This window comes from Leifsonia sp. P73 (assembly GCF_051059105.1).
GTDB lineage: Bacteria > Actinomycetota > Actinomycetes > Actinomycetales > Microbacteriaceae > Leifsonia.
On record NZ_CP194931.1, the window covers coordinates 544,927 to 560,870 of the forward strand.

At 71.5% G+C, this 15,944-nt stretch carries 12 protein-coding genes and 2 pseudogenes; 7 read left to right on the forward strand and 7 right to left on the reverse strand.

All coding sequences use genetic code 11. The annotated features are described in order from the left end of the window. Nucleotides 1–107: 107 nt before the first annotated feature. Both ACQ86L_RS02865 and ACQ86L_RS02870 read right to left on the reverse strand, forming a co-directional pair. Nucleotides 108–842, reverse strand: a complete 735-nt coding sequence (locus ACQ86L_RS02865; RefSeq protein ID WP_434317610.1) for a cache domain-containing protein — start codon at nucleotides 840–842, stop codon at nucleotides 108–110. Beyond that, nucleotides 835–1,620 (reverse strand): FadR/GntR family transcriptional regulator, encoded by a 786-nt coding sequence (locus ACQ86L_RS02870; RefSeq protein ID WP_434317611.1) that lies wholly within the window; start codon nucleotides 1,618–1,620, stop codon nucleotides 835–837. The genes ACQ86L_RS02865 and ACQ86L_RS02870 overlap by 8 nt, the downstream gene beginning before the upstream one ends. An 88-nt stretch (nucleotides 1,621–1,708) precedes the next feature. Between ACQ86L_RS02870 and ACQ86L_RS02875 the strand changes: the two are divergent. The 3 genes and pseudogenes from ACQ86L_RS02875 to ACQ86L_RS02885 all read left to right on the forward strand — a co-directional run bounded on the left by ACQ86L_RS02875 (nucleotide 1,709) and on the right by ACQ86L_RS02885 (nucleotide 5,445). Then, a pseudogene (locus ACQ86L_RS02875) lies at nucleotides 1,709–2,877 on the forward strand (CaiB/BaiF CoA transferase family protein). Beyond that, nucleotides 2,874–4,057, forward strand: a pseudogene (locus ACQ86L_RS02880) (acyl-CoA dehydrogenase family protein). The pseudogenes ACQ86L_RS02875 and ACQ86L_RS02880 overlap by 4 nt, the downstream one beginning before the upstream one ends. Next, complete coding sequence (locus ACQ86L_RS02885; RefSeq protein WP_434317612.1) at nucleotides 4,057–5,445, forward strand: aldehyde dehydrogenase family protein; 1,389 nt, start codon at nucleotides 4,057–4,059, stop codon at nucleotides 5,443–5,445. The pseudogene ACQ86L_RS02880 and the gene ACQ86L_RS02885 overlap by 1 nt, the downstream one beginning before the upstream one ends. 207 nt (nucleotides 5,446–5,652) lie before the next feature. Here the strand turns inward: ACQ86L_RS02885 and ACQ86L_RS02890 are convergent, their stop codons facing one another. Together ACQ86L_RS02890 and ACQ86L_RS02895 are read right to left on the reverse strand one after the other, a co-directional pair. Beyond that, a complete protein-coding gene (locus ACQ86L_RS02890; protein ID WP_434317613.1) occupies nucleotides 5,653–7,197 on the reverse strand; it encodes an APC family permease in 1,545 nt (514 codons plus the stop codon). A 127-nt stretch (nucleotides 7,198–7,324) separates the two neighbouring features. Continuing rightward, entirely contained in the window at nucleotides 7,325–8,782 is a 1,458-nt protein-coding gene (locus ACQ86L_RS02895; protein WP_434317614.1) for a gamma-aminobutyraldehyde dehydrogenase, read from the reverse strand. Between the two features lie 89 nt (nucleotides 8,783–8,871). On the opposite strand from ACQ86L_RS02895, the gene ACQ86L_RS02900 reads away from it, so the two are divergent. From ACQ86L_RS02900 to ACQ86L_RS02910, 3 genes are all read left to right on the forward strand, one after another. Further along, nucleotides 8,872–9,354 carry an Lrp/AsnC family transcriptional regulator gene (locus tag ACQ86L_RS02900; protein WP_434317615.1) on the forward strand — a complete coding sequence of 161 codons (483 nt, stop codon included), beginning with the start codon at nucleotides 8,872–8,874 and terminating at the stop codon, nucleotides 9,352–9,354. Between the two features lie 2 nt (nucleotides 9,355–9,356). Next, entirely contained in the window at nucleotides 9,357–10,772 is a 1,416-nt protein-coding gene (locus tag ACQ86L_RS02905) for an aspartate aminotransferase family protein (RefSeq protein WP_434317616.1), read from the forward strand. An 83-nt stretch (nucleotides 10,773–10,855) separates the two neighbouring features. Continuing rightward, nucleotides 10,856–12,244: an NAD(P)/FAD-dependent oxidoreductase gene (locus tag ACQ86L_RS02910; RefSeq protein WP_434317617.1), complete on the forward strand. Its 1,389-nt coding sequence runs from the start codon at nucleotides 10,856–10,858 to the stop codon at nucleotides 12,242–12,244. A gap of 102 nt (nucleotides 12,245–12,346) precedes the next feature. On the opposite strand, the gene ACQ86L_RS02915 is transcribed toward ACQ86L_RS02910, so the two are convergent. From ACQ86L_RS02915 to ACQ86L_RS02925, 3 genes are read right to left on the reverse strand one after another with little or no spacing between them, the layout of a single operon-like run. After that, the gene (locus ACQ86L_RS02915) at nucleotides 12,347–13,126 is read right to left on the reverse strand and encodes an AMP nucleosidase (protein ID WP_434317618.1); all 780 of its coding nucleotides are present in this window, start codon (nucleotides 13,124–13,126) and stop codon (nucleotides 12,347–12,349) included. A 27-nt stretch (nucleotides 13,127–13,153) separates the two neighbouring features. Then, a complete protein-coding gene (locus ACQ86L_RS02920; protein ID WP_434317619.1) occupies nucleotides 13,154–13,876 on the reverse strand; it encodes a VIT1/CCC1 transporter family protein in 723 nt (240 codons plus the stop codon). Nucleotides 13,877–13,927: 51 nt separating this feature from the next. Then, complete coding sequence (locus tag ACQ86L_RS02925; protein ID WP_434317620.1) at nucleotides 13,928–14,479, reverse strand: DUF2127 domain-containing protein; 552 nt, start codon at nucleotides 14,477–14,479, stop codon at nucleotides 13,928–13,930. 98 nt (nucleotides 14,480–14,577) lie between these two features. On the opposite strand from ACQ86L_RS02925, the gene gdhA reads away from it, so the two are divergent. Continuing rightward, nucleotides 14,578–15,930, forward strand: a complete 1,353-nt coding sequence (gene gdhA, locus ACQ86L_RS02930) for an NADP-specific glutamate dehydrogenase (RefSeq protein ID WP_434317621.1) — start codon at nucleotides 14,578–14,580, stop codon at nucleotides 15,928–15,930. Nucleotides 15,931–15,944 lie beyond the last annotated feature (14 nt).

Genomic DNA, 15,944 nt, shown 5'->3' on the forward strand with positions numbered 1-15,944 from the left:
CGGGTGAAGCCGGGAGTCACCGCGGTTCCTCCTGGTCGACGATGGACCGGGGCTGCTCCCCGATGCAGGATGTAACTGGCCTTACAGATGTTAGACCAGGCGCGAGGTCAGACCAGGCGGAACGGCGTGCCGGCGCAGCGCACGGCGTCCTCCCCCGTCGCCACCACATCGCCGACCAGCACCGCAGGGTCGGTGGAGACCATCGCGCGGCCGGCCTCGTTGACGAGCACCACCGGGCGCCCGGCGGCGAGCATGGCGGGCAGCAGCTCGCGCTCCAGCCGCTTGACGTAGACGTCCACGCCGACGACGCCGATCATCCGGCCGTCCCGTTCGACGGGCGAGGTGACGGTGACGATGTAGTCGCACGCGCACAGGTGGTCGACGTACGGTCCGGTGATGTGGGTGCGGTGCGTGGTCTGCGGGATGCTGTACCACTCCAGCGAGCGGAAGTCGCGCAGATAGTCGGAGTACGAACGGGAGGCCAGGTCCAGCCGGCTCGGCTCGGTGGTGGACCCGAACACCGGGTTCTCCTCCAGCGGCCCGAGCCACCAGGAGAAGTGCAGGTCGTCGCCGCCGGTGAACTCGGGGGCGGCGATGAACCCGGCGCCGACCAGCAGCGGGTCGTCCTCGCGCAGCAGCGGGATGACCAGCGCGCCGACGGTCGCGTCGATCGCCGCGGGCGTGGTGGCGGTGTCCGTGCCCTCCTCGTCAGCGCTCTCGTCCCCGAGGATGGCGTCGCGCCAGCCGGCCAGCGAGTCCTGGATGCGCGCGAACAGGGCGCTCACGCGCTCGGCCGCAGCCGCCACGCCTACGCCGGTGTCCGTCGCGATGACGTCAGCCATCGATCGTCCCTCCCGTCTCGATCCGCGCCTTCGCGGACAGCAGCCAGCGTGCGACGCCCGCCAGCAGGGCGCTGATCTCCTCCCGGGCAGCGCCGGCGTCGCCCGCCGCGACGGCCTCCGCGATCAGGCGGGCGGAGTCCGCCGTCCCCGCGCGGAGGTCGGCGTCGCGCATCCCGAGCCAGAGCAGCGGGCCGAACTCGGCCTGCAACCGGATCTGCTCGCGCACCAGCCGGGTCGACTGGCTGAGCACGGCGAGCTCCAGCAGGAAGCCGCCCGCATTGCGGCGCGCGGCGGCCGGGCCGCTGAAGTCGGCGGCGTCCAGCCACGCCGCCAGCCGCGCGTCGTCGGCGGCGGTCGAGCGCTCGGCCGCGCGATCCGCGCAGCCCGCCGCGATGGCCGTCACGTAGACGGCGAGGTCGCCCAGCTCCACCTGCGACAGGCCGCGGAGCCGGGTCGCGAGCAGCGCCTCGTCGCCGTCGCCGGGATGGACGACGAAGGAGCCGCCGTCCCGTCCGCGCCGGGTCTCGACCAGTCCCGCCTCGCGCAGCATCCCGAGGCCCTCGCGCGCCGTCACCAACGCGACGCCGAACCGGCGGGCGAGCTCGGCCTCGCTGGGCAGCCGCTCCCCCGGGGTCAGCACGCCGAGGACGATCGCGTCGGCGAGGCGCCGGGCGACCTGCTCGGCGCGGCCCGCGTCGGAGAGCTGCGCGAAGACCGCGTCCCGCGCCCCTGGCGCCGGCCGGGTCGTTCCGGCAGCATCGCGAGTGGAGGTGGTCACGCCTCCCACGATAACCCGATCCAATCATTCGATATAGGATGAATTACCGACGGCTCGTGTGGGCGACCGTCCGAGCGAAGGAGCGAGCATGGCCGACGGCATCCTCTCCGGCCTGCGCGTCGCCGACTTCTCCCGGGTCCTCGCCGGCCCGTACGCGACGATGACGCTCGCGGACTTCGGCGCCGACGTGGTCAAGATCGAGAGCCCGGCCGGCGACGACACTCGGTCGTGGCGGCCTCCCGTGGACGAGGCGGGCGAGTCCACCTACTTCGGCGCGGTCAACCGCAACAAGCGCTCGGTGGTGTGCGACCTCGGCACGCCGGAGGGCCTCGCCGCCGCGCGCGCCCTCGCGGAGACCGCTGACGTCGTGGTGGAGAACTTCCGTCCGGGGGTGATGGAACGGTTCGGGCTGGACGAGGACAGCCTCCGTCCCGCCAACCCCGGGCTGATCTACTGCTCGATCACCGGCTTCGGACGGGAGGAGGGCGCGGGCCTGCCGGGCTACGACCTTCTCGTCCAGGCGGTCGGCGGTCTGATGAGCATCACGGGAGCGCCGGACGGCGAGCCCAGCAAGGTCGGCGTCGCCCTCGTGGACGTGCTCACCGGGCAGAACGCGCTCGCCGGCATCCTGCTCGCCCTGCGCGAGCGGGACAGCACCGGCCTCGGCTCACGGGTCGACGTCGACCTGCTCGGCTCCCTGCTCGCCGCGCTCACCAACCAGGCGTCGAGCACGCTCGCCACCGGCCGCTCCCCGGCCGGCTCGGCAACGCGCACCCGAGCATCGCACCGTACGAGCTGTTCCGCGCGGCCGACCGGGAGTTCGTGCTCGCGGTGGGCAACGACCGGCAGTTCGCCGCGTTCGCCGCCGCGATCGGCCTCCCGGAGCTCGCGGCCGACGCCCGCTTCGCGACCAACGAGGAGCGCGTGCACCACCGCGCCGCGCTGCGGGCCGTGCTGGAGCCCGCGCTCGCCGCCCGCCCCGCCGCCGACTGGGTGGCCGTATTCGGCGCCGCGCGCGTCCCGGCCGGGCTCGTCAACAGCGTCGGCGAGGCGTTCGCGTTCGCCGACGCGCTCGGGCTCGATCCGGTGACCGCCACCGCCGACCCGGCGACCGGCCGCGTCTCGCGCCAACCCGCGACGCCCATCCACCTGAGCACGTCGCCCGCCGTGCACCGCACCCCGCCGCCGCTGCTCGGCGCGCACGAACCCCAGTGGCTGGACGCCGTCCGCCCGTCCACCGAAAGGACCACCCGATGACCACGCAGACGCTCGCCTCCGCCGCCTCCGCCCTCGACGAGGCCTTCAGCATCGACCACCTGCTCACCGACGACGAGCTGCGCTGGCGCGACGCCGCCCGGCGCTTCGCGGTGGAGCGGATCGCGCCGGTGATCGAGCAGGACTTCGAGGACAAGCACTTCCGCCGCGAGTTCGTCGCCGAGCTCGGCGCCCTCGGCTTCCTCGGCATGCACCTGAAGGACCCCGGCTGCGCAGGAGCGGGCGCGGTCGCCTACGGGCTGGTCTGCCATGAGTTGGAGGCCGCCGACAGCGGCTGGCGCACCTTCGTCTCGGTGCAGGGCTCGCTCGCCATGAGCGCCATCTCCAAGTTCGGCTCCGACGAGCAGAAGGCCGAGTGGCTGCCGCCGATGGCCCGCGGCGAGCGCATCGGCTGCTTCGCCCTCACCGAGCCGCAGGGCGGCAGCGACCCGGCCGCGATGAGCACCACTGCGCGGCGGGACGGCGACGACTGGGTGATCGACGGCGCCAAGCGCTGGATCGGCTTGGCGGCGCTCGCCGACGTGGCGGTCGTCTGGGCGGCGACGGAGGACGGCGTGCGCGGGTTCGTCGTGCCGACCTCCACCCCGGCTTCGCCGCCACCGCGATCGACGGCAAGCTCTCGATGCGCGCGTCGGTGCAGTGCGACATCGTCCTCGACGGCGTGCGCGTCCCCGCCTCTGCGATGCTGCCGGGCGCGCGCGGCCTGTCCGGTCCGTTCTCCTGCCTCAACGAGGCCCGCTACGGGATCGTCTGGGGCGCGATGGGCGCCGCCCGGTCGTGCCTGGAGGTCTCCATCGAGCGCGCGACGACCCGGGAGGTGTTCGGCCGGCCGATCGGCGCGACGCAGCTCATTCAGCAGAAGCTCGCCGACATGCTGGTGGAGTACGAGAAGGGGATGCTGCTCGCCCTGCACCTCGGCCGGTTGAAGGAGGCGGGCCGGCTGACCCCGACGCAGATCAGCGTCGGCAAGCTCAACAGCGTGCGGGAGGCGCTCGCCATCGCGCGGGAGGCCCGCACCATCCTCGGCGGCGACGGCATCACCAGCGAGTTCCCGGTGATGCGGCACATGGCCAACCTGGAGTCGGTGCGCACCTACGAGGGCACGGACGAGATCCACACCCTGGTGCTCGGGCGGGCGCTGACCGGGCTGGCGGCGTTCTGATGAGCGAGGTCACTGCTGCCGCCGCGGCCGCCGCCGACGCCGCGCTCGTCCCGACCACCCGCGAGGAGCGTGCGGCCTGGCTGGACGCCCTGGCCGCCGCGCTCGAAGGCGACCGGGCCGCTCTGGTCGCGCTCGCCGCCGAGGAGACCCACCTCTCCGAGGCGCGCCTCGACGGCGAGGTCACCCGCACCGCCGCGCAGCTCCGCTTCTTCGCCGGCGTCGCGCGCGAGGGCGGCTACCTGGAGGCGACGGTCGACTCCCCCGACCCGTCGCTCATCCCGCCGCGCCCCGACCTGCGCCGGATGCTGCGCCCGGTCGGCCCGGTCGCGGTCTACACGTCGTCCAACTTCCCGTTCGCGTTCTCGGTGCTCGGGAACGACACAGCGTCGGCGCTCGCCGCGGGCTGCCCGGTGATCGTGAAGGCGCATCCCGGTCATCCCCGGCTGTCGCGCCGCACCGCCGAGCTGGCCGTGTCGGTGCTGCCCGCGGGCTGGTTCGCGCTGGTCGAGGGCATGGAGGCCGGGGTCGAGCTCGTGCGGCATCCCGCCGTGCGCGCCGCGGGCTTCACCGGCTCGGAGCGCGGCGGCCGGGCGCTGTTCGACCTGGCGTCCGCACGGCCGGACCCGATCCCGTTCTACGGGGAGTTGGGCAGCGTCAACCCGGTGGTGGTCACCCGCGCGGCGGGCCGCGAGCGCGCCGCCGCCATCGGCGCGGGCCTGGTCGGCTCCTTCACACGCGACGCGGGGCAGTACTGCACCAAGCCGGGCCTGGTGTTCGTCCCGTCCGGCGAGGGCGTGGATGACGCCGTGAGCGCCGCGCTCGGCTCGGCTCCGGCCTCCCGGCAGCTCACCGAGGGGATGAGCACGGCCTACGCATCGGCGGTCGACGCGTTGGGAGGCGACGACGCCGTGACGGTGCTGCTCGGCCGCGACGAGCCGGGGACCTCCGTGCCCGCGGTCGCCCTCACGGACGCGGCGGCCTTCCTCGCCGCGCCGGATGCGTTCCTGGAGGAGCACTTCGGCCCGGTCACTGTCCTGGTCTCCTACCGCGACGACGAGCTCCCCGCCCTGCTCACCGCGCTGCGCCCGTCGCTCACCGCCACCGTCCACCGCGGCACGGGCGAGGACGTCACCGCCCTCGCCGCCGCGCTCGCCCCGATCGCCGGCCGCCTCCTGTTCGACGGCTGGCCGACCGGCGTCGCGATCGGCTGGGCGCAGCACCACGGCGGCTCCTGGCCGTCGACCACGGCGAGCCTCCACACCTCGGTCGGCGCGACGGCCATCCGCCGCTGGCTGGCGCCGATCGCGTACCAGGACGCGCCGCAGGGGGTCCTGCCTCCCGAGCTCCGCGACGGCAACCCGCTCGGCATCCCCCGCCGCGAGTCCTGACCGCGCCATCTATCTGTCACGACACGCCGTCTCACCACGCGACCGCGCGGCATGTCCTGTCAGTTCGTTCGCGCGCCCGGCCGCCGGGCCGGCCAAACGAGATGACAGGACACGCCGCCTGGCCGGGCGGCCAGGCGGCGTGTCCTGTCAGGTAGGCGGCGCGGGCCCGCCGCCGGCGCACAGTTCCGACGGCGGGCCGCGCCCGGGTCAGTCGGCCGGGGCCGGCTCCGCGGAGGCCGCAGGCGCGACCGTCCCGCTCCGGTGCGACCGCAGCAGCTCCGCCACCCGAATGGCGTCGCCCGCCGGCGCGTCCGACGCGCGGTCGGGCCGCGCGAGGAACAGGTACAGCAGTCCGGCGCCCGCGACGATCCCGAGGCCGATGAGCACGATCCAGTCGTTGAACCAGTTCCCCGTGCTCGTCGGCCAGGCCAGCAGCACCATCGCGAAGATCCCGTACGCCAGCGCCAGGATGTTGACGACCATCCCGCCGCGCCCGAGCGAGAACGGCCCGGCCGGACGCCAGCCCTTGACCCGCTGCCGCAGCGACGCGAGCACCACCGACTGAAACGCCACGTAGATGCCGAGCACCGCGAACGCGGTCACCTGGGTGATGAGCCCGTCCGGCCCGAGGTAGACGATCAGGCTGATGACCACCGGGATGCTGCACGCCACGATCAGCGCGTTCACCGGCACCTTGGTGCGCGGCGAAACCCGCGACAGCCAACGGTGCGCCGGGATCATCCCGTCCCGCGCGAACGAGAACAGCAGCCGGCTCGCCGCCGCCTGGAGGCTCAGCACGCAGGACAGGAACGCCGTGACCGCGACGACGAGGAAGATCTTCGCGCCGACGTCGCCGAGGGCGGACTGCAGGATCTCCGGGATCGGGTCGACGTCCTTGCCCGCCACGATCTTCGCCAGGTCGGGCGCGGCCAGGATGTAGCCGCCGAAGGCGAACAGTGCGGACACGCCGCCGACCAGGATCGTCATCATCATGGCGAGCGGGATCCGCCGGGCCGGGTTCGCGACCTCCTCGGCGACGTCGCCGCACGCCTCGAAGCCGTAGAAGAGGAACAGTCCCGCGAGCGCCGCGCCGAGGAACGCCACCAGGTACGAGCCGTGGCCCTGGACGCCCATCGTGTCGAAGAACACCGAGAACGGGTGCTTGCGCTGGAAGATCAGCAGGTAGAGGCCCACCGCGATCACGCCGATGAGCTCCGCCGACAGGCCGATGCGGGCCACGGTCGCCAGCGTCTTCGTCCCGGTGAAGTTCAGCCCGAGCGCCACGACCAGCAGCAGCACGGTCAGCCCGAGGGTGACCTCCTTGGTGGCGGGGAGGCCGAACAGGCTGGCGAGGAACCCGCTGCCGTACGACGCCACCGCGGTGATGGTCACGATCATCGCCCAGATGTAGACCCAGGCCGCCATCCACGCGTACCGACGGCCCCACAGCCGCCGCGCCCACGGGTAGATGCCGCCGTGGATGGGGTACTGCGAGACCACCTCCCCGAAGACGAGCGACACCAGGAACTGGCCGGCGCCGACGATGACGATCCACCAGATGGAGGGCGGGCCTCCCGTCGCCATCGCGACGGCGAACAGCGAGTAGACGCCGACGAGCGGCGAGAGGTACGTGAATCCGAGAGCGAAGTTGGCCCACAGGGTCATGGACCGGTTGAAGGAGTCCTCGTATCCGAGGACGGCGAGGTGCTCGCCGTCTCCGAGATGGGTCGAGGACGAGGGTTCTGAGGACATCGAATGCCTTCCGGGTCAGTCGCACACGACGATGTGTGTGCCAGGCAGCGTAGCGGAGGACGGGCCGAATACCTATAGGAGCGGATGTTTAATCGCGGTCGGCGTGTCGCCCCACTCCCCGATGGTCCTACTCCCCGATGTACGACATCACGTGCTTGAGGCGCGTGTAGTCCTCGAAGCCGTACATCGACAGGTCCTTGCCGTAGCCGGAGTGCTTGAAGCCGCCGTGCGGCATCTCGGCCACGATCGGGATGTGGGTGTTGATCCACACGCAGCCGAAGTCGAGGCCCTTGGCGAAGCGCATCGCGCGGCCGTGGTCCTTCGTCCACACCGAGGACGCCAGGCCGTAGCGCACGCCGTTCGCCCAGCGCAACGCCTCCGCCTCGTCGGTGAACTTCTGGACGGTCTGGACCGGCCCGAAGATCTCGTTCTGCACCGCGTCGTCGTCCTGGCGCAGCCCCGACACGATGGTGGCCTCCCAGAAGTAGCCGCGGTCGCCCTGGCGGCGGCCGCCGAGCTCCACGTTCGCGTGGTCGGGCAGCCGGTCCACGAAGCCGCTCACCTGGGCGAGCTGGCTCGCGTTGTTCAGCGGGCCGTAGAGGATGCCGTCGTCCCGCGGCGCGCCGGTGCGGGCGTTCTCGCGTGCGTACTGGGCGAGCGCCGCCACGAACTCGTCGTGCACGCCCTCCTGCACCAGCAGGCGCGTCGCCGCCGTGCAGTCCTGGCCGGCGTTGAAGTACCCGGCCGCGACGATCCCTTCGACCGCCTTCTGGATGTCGGCGTCGTCGAACACGATCACCGGCGCCTTGCCGCCGAGCTCCAGGTGCACGCGCTTGAGGTCGTAGGAGGCGGCGCGTGCGACCTCCATGCCTGCGCGCACCGAGCCGGTGATCGACACGAGCTGCGGGGTCGGGTGGTCGATCATCGCCGCTCCCGTGCTGCGGTCGCCGAGCACGACGTTCAGCACACCGGACGGCAGGAACTCGCTCGCGACCTCCGCCAGCAGCAGCGTCGACAGCGGAGTGGTGTCGGAGGGCTTCAGCACGGTGGTGTTGCCCGCGGCCAAGGCGGGGGCGAACTTCCAGACCGCCATGTTGAGCGGGTAGTTCCAGGGCGTGACCTGGCCGACGACGCCGATCGGCTCGCGGCGGATGAAGGAGGTGTGGTCCGGCATGTACTCGCCGGCCGAGCGGCCCTCCAGGTTGCGGGCGGCTCCCGCGAAGAAGCGGATCTGGTCGACGGACAGCAGGATCTCGTCCTCGACCAGCGTGCCGCGCGGCTTGCCGGTGTCCTGCGACTCGGCGTCGGCGAACTCCTCCGCGCGCGCCTCCATCGCGTCGGCGATGCGGAACAGCGCGAGCTGGCGCTCGCCCGGCGTGGTGCTCCCCCACACCTCGAAGGCGTCCTCGGCCGCGCGGTACGCGTCGGCGACGTCCTCCGCGGTCGAGACGGGGGCGGTGGCGTACACGTCCTCGGTCGCCGGATCGATCAGGGAGATGCTGTCGCTCCCGCGCGCGGCGGTGCGCGCTCCGCCGACGAAGTTGTGCAGTTCGGGTGTGGTGGTCGTGCTCAGCGGTGAACTCATGGCGGGGAGTCTACTGATTTCGTCGGTGAATCGGCCAGTAATGTGCGGATTCGCTTGCTAGACCGCCTCGCCACTGACAGAATCGCTCCATGAGTACCCCTCGGGCAACGAACGGCACGAAGGCTGCGGTCATCGATGACGTCTCAAAGGCGATCATCGAGCAGCTGCAGGTGGACGGCCGCAAGTCCTATGCGGAGATCGGCAAGGCCGTCGGTCTCAGCGAGGCGGCCGTGCGCCAGCGCGTGCAGAAGCTGACCGAGTCGGGTGTGATGCAGATCGTGGCCGTCACCGATCCGATGCAGCTCGGCTTCTACCGCCAGGCGATGATCGGTGTCCGGGTCACCGGCGACACGATCGTGATCGCGGACAAGCTCGCCGCCATGCCTGCCGTGGACTACGTGGTCCTCACGGCCGGCACGTACGACATCCTCGCGGAGGTCGTGTGCGAGAACGACCTCGACCTCATCACGATGCTCAACTCCGAGATCCGGACTCTCGAAGGAGTGCTCTCCACCGAGACGTTCGTGTACCTCAAACTCCACAAACAGTTCTACAACTGGGGAACGCGATAACAATGACGACAACCGTTGAAACGTTCGGTGAGCCCATCACACCCGATGAGGCAGACCTGCAGGCGAAGGCGCGCGACCACCTCTGGATGCACTTCGCGCGCCAGTCGGTGATGGAGGAGGGCCACGGCGTCCCGATCATCACCCGCGGCCAGGGGCACCACATCTGGGACGACCACGGCAAGCGCTACATCGACGGCCTCTCCGGCCTGTTCGTGGTGAACGCCGGCCACGGCCGCAAGCGCCTCGCCGAGGTGGCCGCGAAGCAGGCCGAGCAGCTCGCCTTCTTCCCGATCTGGTCCTACGCCCACCCGAACGCGATCGAGCTCGCGGACCGCCTCGCGCACTACGCGCCGGGCGACCTCAACCGCGTCTTCTTCTCCACCGGCGGCGGCGAGGCCGTCGAGACCGCCTTCAAGCTGGCCAAGTACTACTGGAAGCTGCAGGGCCGTCCGACCAAGCACAAGGTCCTCTCCCGCGCGGTCGCCTACCACGGCACCCCGCAGGGCGCGCTGGCCATCACCGGCATCCCGGCCATGAAGGAGATGTTCGAGCCGCTCACCCCCGGCGGATTCCGCGTCCCGAACACGAACTTCTACCGCGCGGGCGAGATGGGCGCTCCCACCGACGACGTGGAGGCCTTCGGCGTCTGGGCGGCGAACCGCATCGAGGAGATGATCCAGTTCGAGGGTCCCGAGACCGTCGCCGCGATCTTCCTGGAGCCGGTGCAGAACTCCGGCGGCTGCTTCCCGCCGCCTCCCGGCTACTTCCAGCGGGTGCGCGAGATCTGCGACAAGTACGACGTGCTCATGGTCAGCGACGAGGTCATCTGCGCCTTCGGCCGCATCGGCCACATGTTCGCCTGCGACCAGTACGGCTACGTGCCCGACATGATCACCTGTGCCAAGGGCATGACCTCCGGGTACTCCCCCATCGGCGCGACGATCATCAGCGACCGGATCTACGAGCCCTTCAAGCACGGCAACACGTCGTTCTACCACGGCTACACATTCGGCGGTCACCCGGTGTCCTCCGCCGTCGCGCTGGCCAACCTCGACATCTTCGAGGAGGAGCGCCTCAACGAGCGCGTCCGGGAGAACTCGCCGCTGTTCCGCGCCGAGCTGGAGAAGCTGCTCGACCTCCCGATCGTCGGCGACGTCCGCGGCGACGGCTACTTCTTCGGCATCGAGCTGGTGAAGGACAAGGCCACCAAGGAGACGTTCGACGACGACGAGTCCGAGCGGCTGCTGCGCGGCTTCCTGTCGAAGGCGCTCTACGACGCGGGCCTGTACTGCCGCGCCGACGACCGCGGCGACCCCGTCGTCCAGCTCGCCCCGCCGCTGACCATCGGCCCGGACGAGTTCGTCGAGATCCGGCAGATCCTGGAGTCGGTGCTCACCGAGGCGAGCAACCACCTGTAAGGCAGGCACCACCGGACGAGTCCGCGCACCGCTTGGGCGGGGCGCGGGCTCGTTCTCTTTTCCCTGACGTGTTGAGGAGTGACGTGGACTACCGCAGTGTCGGCTTCTGGTTCGACTCGATCACCGAGGCCGAGGACGGCTTCCGGCCCCGCCCCGCGCTGGCGGACGACGGCACCGTGGACGTGGCTATCGTCGGCGCCGGCCTCACCGGCCTCTGGACGGCCTACTACCTCCAGGAGCTCGACCCCGGCCTGAACATCCTGCTGCTGGAGCGGGAGGTCGCCGGCTTCGGCGCGTCCGGCCGCAACGGCGGCTGGTGCTCAGCGCTGTTCCCCTGGTCGGCCTCCCGGCTCGCCGCCCGCTACGGCCGGGACGCGGCGGTCGCGCAACGGCAGGCGATGGTGGATACGGTGGCTGAGGTCGGCCGCGTCGCCGCCGCCGAGGACATCGACTGCGACTACCTCCGCGGCGGCACCGTGACGTTCGCCCGCGACCGCGTCCAGCTCGCCGCCGCACGAGCCGAGTTCGCCGAGTCGGAGGAGTTCGGCGTCGACCGGGTCTCCCTCGCCGGGACCGAGACGGTGCGAGCGCGGTACGGGGTCCCGGACGCCGTCGCCGCGACCGTCACGCCCGCCTGCGCGCGCGTCCACCCGGCGAAGCTCGTCCGCGGCCTCGCCCGCGCCGTCGAGCGCCGCGGCGCCACGATCGCCGAGGGCACCGAGGTCCTGAGCTGGGCGGACGGCGTCGTGCGGGTGCGCGTCGGCGACGTCGAGCGCACCGTGAGGGCGGGCACCGTCGTGAACGCCACCGAGGGCTACGGCTCGCAGCTCCCGCAGGTCGGCCGGAGCGTCCTCCCGCTGTACTCGCTGATGATCGCGACCGAGCCGCTGTCCGACACGGTCTGGGACCGCATCGGCATCGAGCACGGCCAGACCTTCGCGGACTTCCGGCACCTGATCGTCTACGGCCAGCGCACCGCCGACAACCGGATCGCGTTCGGCGGCCGCGGCGCCCGCTACCACCTGGGCAGCGCCATCCACCCGTCGTACGACAGGTCGCCGCCCGTGCGCAACCACCTTGTCCGCACCCTGGGCGAGCTGTTCCCCGCGGTCGCGGGGGCGCGGATCACGCACCACTGGGGCGGCCCGCTCGGCGTGCCGCGCGACTGGCACGCCGCGGTCGGCATCGACCGCGACACGCGCGAGGCCTGGGCCGGCGGCTACGTCGGCGACGGCCTGAGCACCACGAACCTCGCCGGCCGCACCCTCGCCGACCTGATCGCCGGCCGCCGTACCGGCCTCACGGAGCTCCCCTGGGTCGGCCACCGCTCCCCGCGCTGGGAGCCCGAGCCGCTGCGCTTCCTCGGCGCCAACGCGGGCTTGGTCGCGATGGAGGGCGCCGACCTGGAGGAGCGCGCCACCGCCCGCCCCTCCCTCATCGCCCGCACCCTGGCCCCCCTCACCGGCCACTGACCGGCACTCCCACCTCCACCCACTCGCCGAGGGGCACGTTGTTGTCACTTTCGGGCGCGAAAAGTGACAACAACGTGCCCCTCGGCAGAGGTGACGGACGGGTTAGGCGTCCTCGAACCGCAGATGCCTTACGCTGCGGCCGTTGCGGCGGACGAGGCGCAGAGCCTCGACGCCGATCCGGATGTGCCGCTCCACGAACTGCGCGGTGACGCTGCGGTCGCTCTCGGCCGTCTTGACCCCCTCCGGGATCATCGGCTGATCCGACACCAGCAGCAGCGCGCCGGCCGGGATGTGGTTGGCGAACCCGGCCGCGAAGATCGTCGCCGTCTCCATGTCGACCGCCATGCACCTGGTCTGCCGCAGGTAGGTCTTGAAGGTGTCGTCGTGCTCCCACACCCGCCGGTTCGTCGTGTAGACCGTGCCCGTCCAGTAGTCGTACCCGGCGTCGCGGATGCTGGTGGAGACACCGCGCTGGAGCTGGAACGCCGGCAGCGCAGGCACCTCCGGCGGGAGGTAGTCGTTCGACGTGCCCTCGCCGCGGATGGCCGCGATCGGGAGCACCAGGTCGCCGAGCTGGTTCTTCTTCTTGACCCCGCCGCACTTGCCGAGGAAGAGCGCCGCCTTCGGGCTCACCGCGCTCAGCAGGTCCATGATCGTCGCCGCGTTCGGGCTGCCCATGCCGAAGTTGATCATCGTGATGCCATCGGCGGTCGCGTTCGGCATCGACCGGTCGGTGCCGCGGACCTCCGCGCCGTACCACTCCGCGAACCGGTAGACGTAGTCGCCGAAGTTGGTCAGGAGGATGTGCTCGCCGAACTCCTCCAGCGGTGTGCCGGTGTAGCGGGGCAGCCAGTCCCGCACGATCTCCAGCTTCTCCTTCATCGCTCCCCTTCACGCGGCCCGAGGGCGTCAGCCTACCGTCGTGCCGAGCAGCGCGCCGATCGCGAACGTGGCCGCCAGCGCCAGGGCGCCGCCGATGACCACGCGTAGCATCGCCTTGCCGCGCGAGGCGCCGCCGATCCAGGCCGCGACGTAGCCGGTGGCCGCCAGCGCGATCAGCACGATCACGAAGGTCAGCGGGATGCGGATCGCCGCCGGCGTGAGGATGGTCAGGAGCGGCAGGATGCCGCCGATCGTGAACGCGATGGCGGACGCGATCGCCGCGTGCCACGGGCTCACCACGTCGTCCTGGTCGATGCCGAGCTCGGCGGAGAGGTGCGCGGCCAGCGCGTCGTGCTCGGTGAGCTCGATCGCGACCTGGCGCGCGGTCTCGGGCTTCAGGCCCTTCGCCTCGTAGAGGCCGGTCAGCTCGGCCAGCTCCTGCTCCGGCATCTCCTCCAGCTCACGGCGCTCCTTGGCGATGAGGGCGTGCTCGCTGTCGCGCTGGCTGCTCACCGACACGTACTCGCCGAGCGCCATCGAGATCGCGCCGCCGACGAGGGCGGCGAGGCCGGCGGTCAGGATGGCCGGGATGGCGGGAGTGGCCCCCGCGACACCGACGACGACCGCGGCGACGGACACGATGCCGTCGTTGGCGCCGAGCACGCCGGCCCTCAGCCAGTTCAGCCGTTGCGCGATCCCCTCGCGGTGGGGTTCGTCTGGGTGCTTTCCGTTCACGGTCTCCGCGGTCATAGCGTCAGCCTAGGAATGTCGCGCCCGGGATTCCAGCAAGCGCAGCCGAACCTAACCCGTGGCGGGCTCCCGTTCGGCCGCCGCCGCGAGCTTCGCCGCCCGCAGCCGCCGCTGCACGCGGTACTCGTGGACGGTCAGCCCCACGATGAGCAGGTCGAACAGGGTCAGCCCGAGCAGCCCCCAGGAGAAGTGCCTGGCCAGCTCCCAGGTCTGCCAGCCGATGAACACCACGAGGAAGCCGATCATCCACGGGTAGGCCCAGAGCTGCTCCTTCAGCACCGCCCAGACGAGCACGACCTTCACGACGCCGTGCAGCAGCAGGTAGACCGCGCCGAACAGCGTCGCCGAACCGGTGAGGGTGTGGCCGAAGTGGACGATCCAGTTGGAGACCGGGTCGTTCGGGTCCTCGCCGAGCTCGTGCTGGGTGAGGAACACGACGAGGTCGTTCATCCGCTGCGGCGTCAGGAAGAGCAGCAGGACGCCGCCGATGAGCTCGAGCACGCCGTCCGCGCCCTTCAGCACCAGGGTGATGCGGAAGAGGATCTCCAGGAACCGCTCCCGGCGGTCGATGGTGCCGTGTTCGGCGTCGCGCTCCGTGCTCATTGCCCCATCGAACCACCGGACCGGCGAGCCGCCGTGGCGAAGCGTATGAGTTTCATGAGAGTAGACTCAGAAATCTTACGTTCGAGAAAGGCTTCCGTGTGACTCCCGTGCTCTCCTCCCTCCTGGACGACGTCCTCCGCCGCAACGCCGGCGAGCCGGAATTCCATCAGGCGGCACGCGAAGTGCTCGGCTCGCTCGGCCCCGTCATCGAGGCCAACCCCCACTACGGCAGGGCCGCCGTGCTGGAGCGGATGACGGAGCCGGAGCGCCAGCTCATCTTCCGCGTGCCGTGGACGGACGACGAGGGGAACATCCGGGTCAACCGCGGCTTCCGGGTGGAGTTCAACTCGGCGCTCGGCCCGTACAAGGGCGGGCTGCGCTTCCACCCGAGCGTCACGCTCGGCACGGTGAAGTTCCTCGGCTTCGAGCAGATCTTCAAGAACGCGCTCACCGGCCTCCCGATCGGCGGCGGCAAGGGCGGCAGCGACTTCGACCCGAAGGGTCGCTCCGACGCCGAGGTGATGCGGTTCTGCCAGTCGTTCATGACCGAGCTCTACCGGCACCTCGGCGAGTACACGGACGTTCCCGCAGGTGACATCGGCGTCGGCGGCCGGGAGATCGGCTACCTGTTCGGCCAGTACAAGCGCATCACGAACCGCTACGAGTCCGGCGTACTGACCGGCAAGGGCGTCGGCTGGGGCGGCTCGCTGGTCCGCACGGAGGCGACCGGCTTCGGCGCGGTCGTGTTCGCGCAGCGGATGCTCGCCACCCGCGGGCGCTCCTTCGACGGCGCGCGGGTGCTCGTCTCCGGCTCCGGCAACGTCGCGCTCTACGCCATCCAGAAGGTGCACCAGCTCGGCGGAACCGTCGTGGCGTGCTCCGACTCCTCCGGCGTCGTCTACGACCGCGACGGGATCGACTTCGAGCTGCTCCGCCGGCTCAAGGAGGTGGAGCGCGGCCGCCTGTCCGAGTACGCGGCCTGGCGCGGCCCGTCCGCCGAGTACCGCGCGAACGGCGACATCTGGGCGCTCGCGGCCGAGACCCCGATCGACGTCGCCATCCCCTGCGCCACGCAGAACGAGCTGGACGCGACCGCCGCGGCCACCCTCGCGGGCAACGGCGTCGCGGCTGTGGTCGAGGGCGCGAACATGCCGTGCACCCCGGAGGCCGTCCACGTGCTGCGCGCGGCCGGCGTGCTGTTCGCGCCGGGCAAGGCGGCGAACGCGGGCGGTGTGGCGACCTCCGCCCTGGAGATGCAGCAGAACGCGTCGCGGGACGCCTGGACGTTCGAGTACGCCGAGCAGCGCCTGGACGACATCATGACGTCCATTCACGACCGCTGCGCGGAGACCGCCGAGCAGTACGGCGCTCCGGGCGACTACGTTCTGGGAGCGAACGTCGCCGGGTTCGTCCGGGTCGCGGACGCGATGCTGGCGCTCGGGGTCATCTAGCGGGAGGCCCGCCG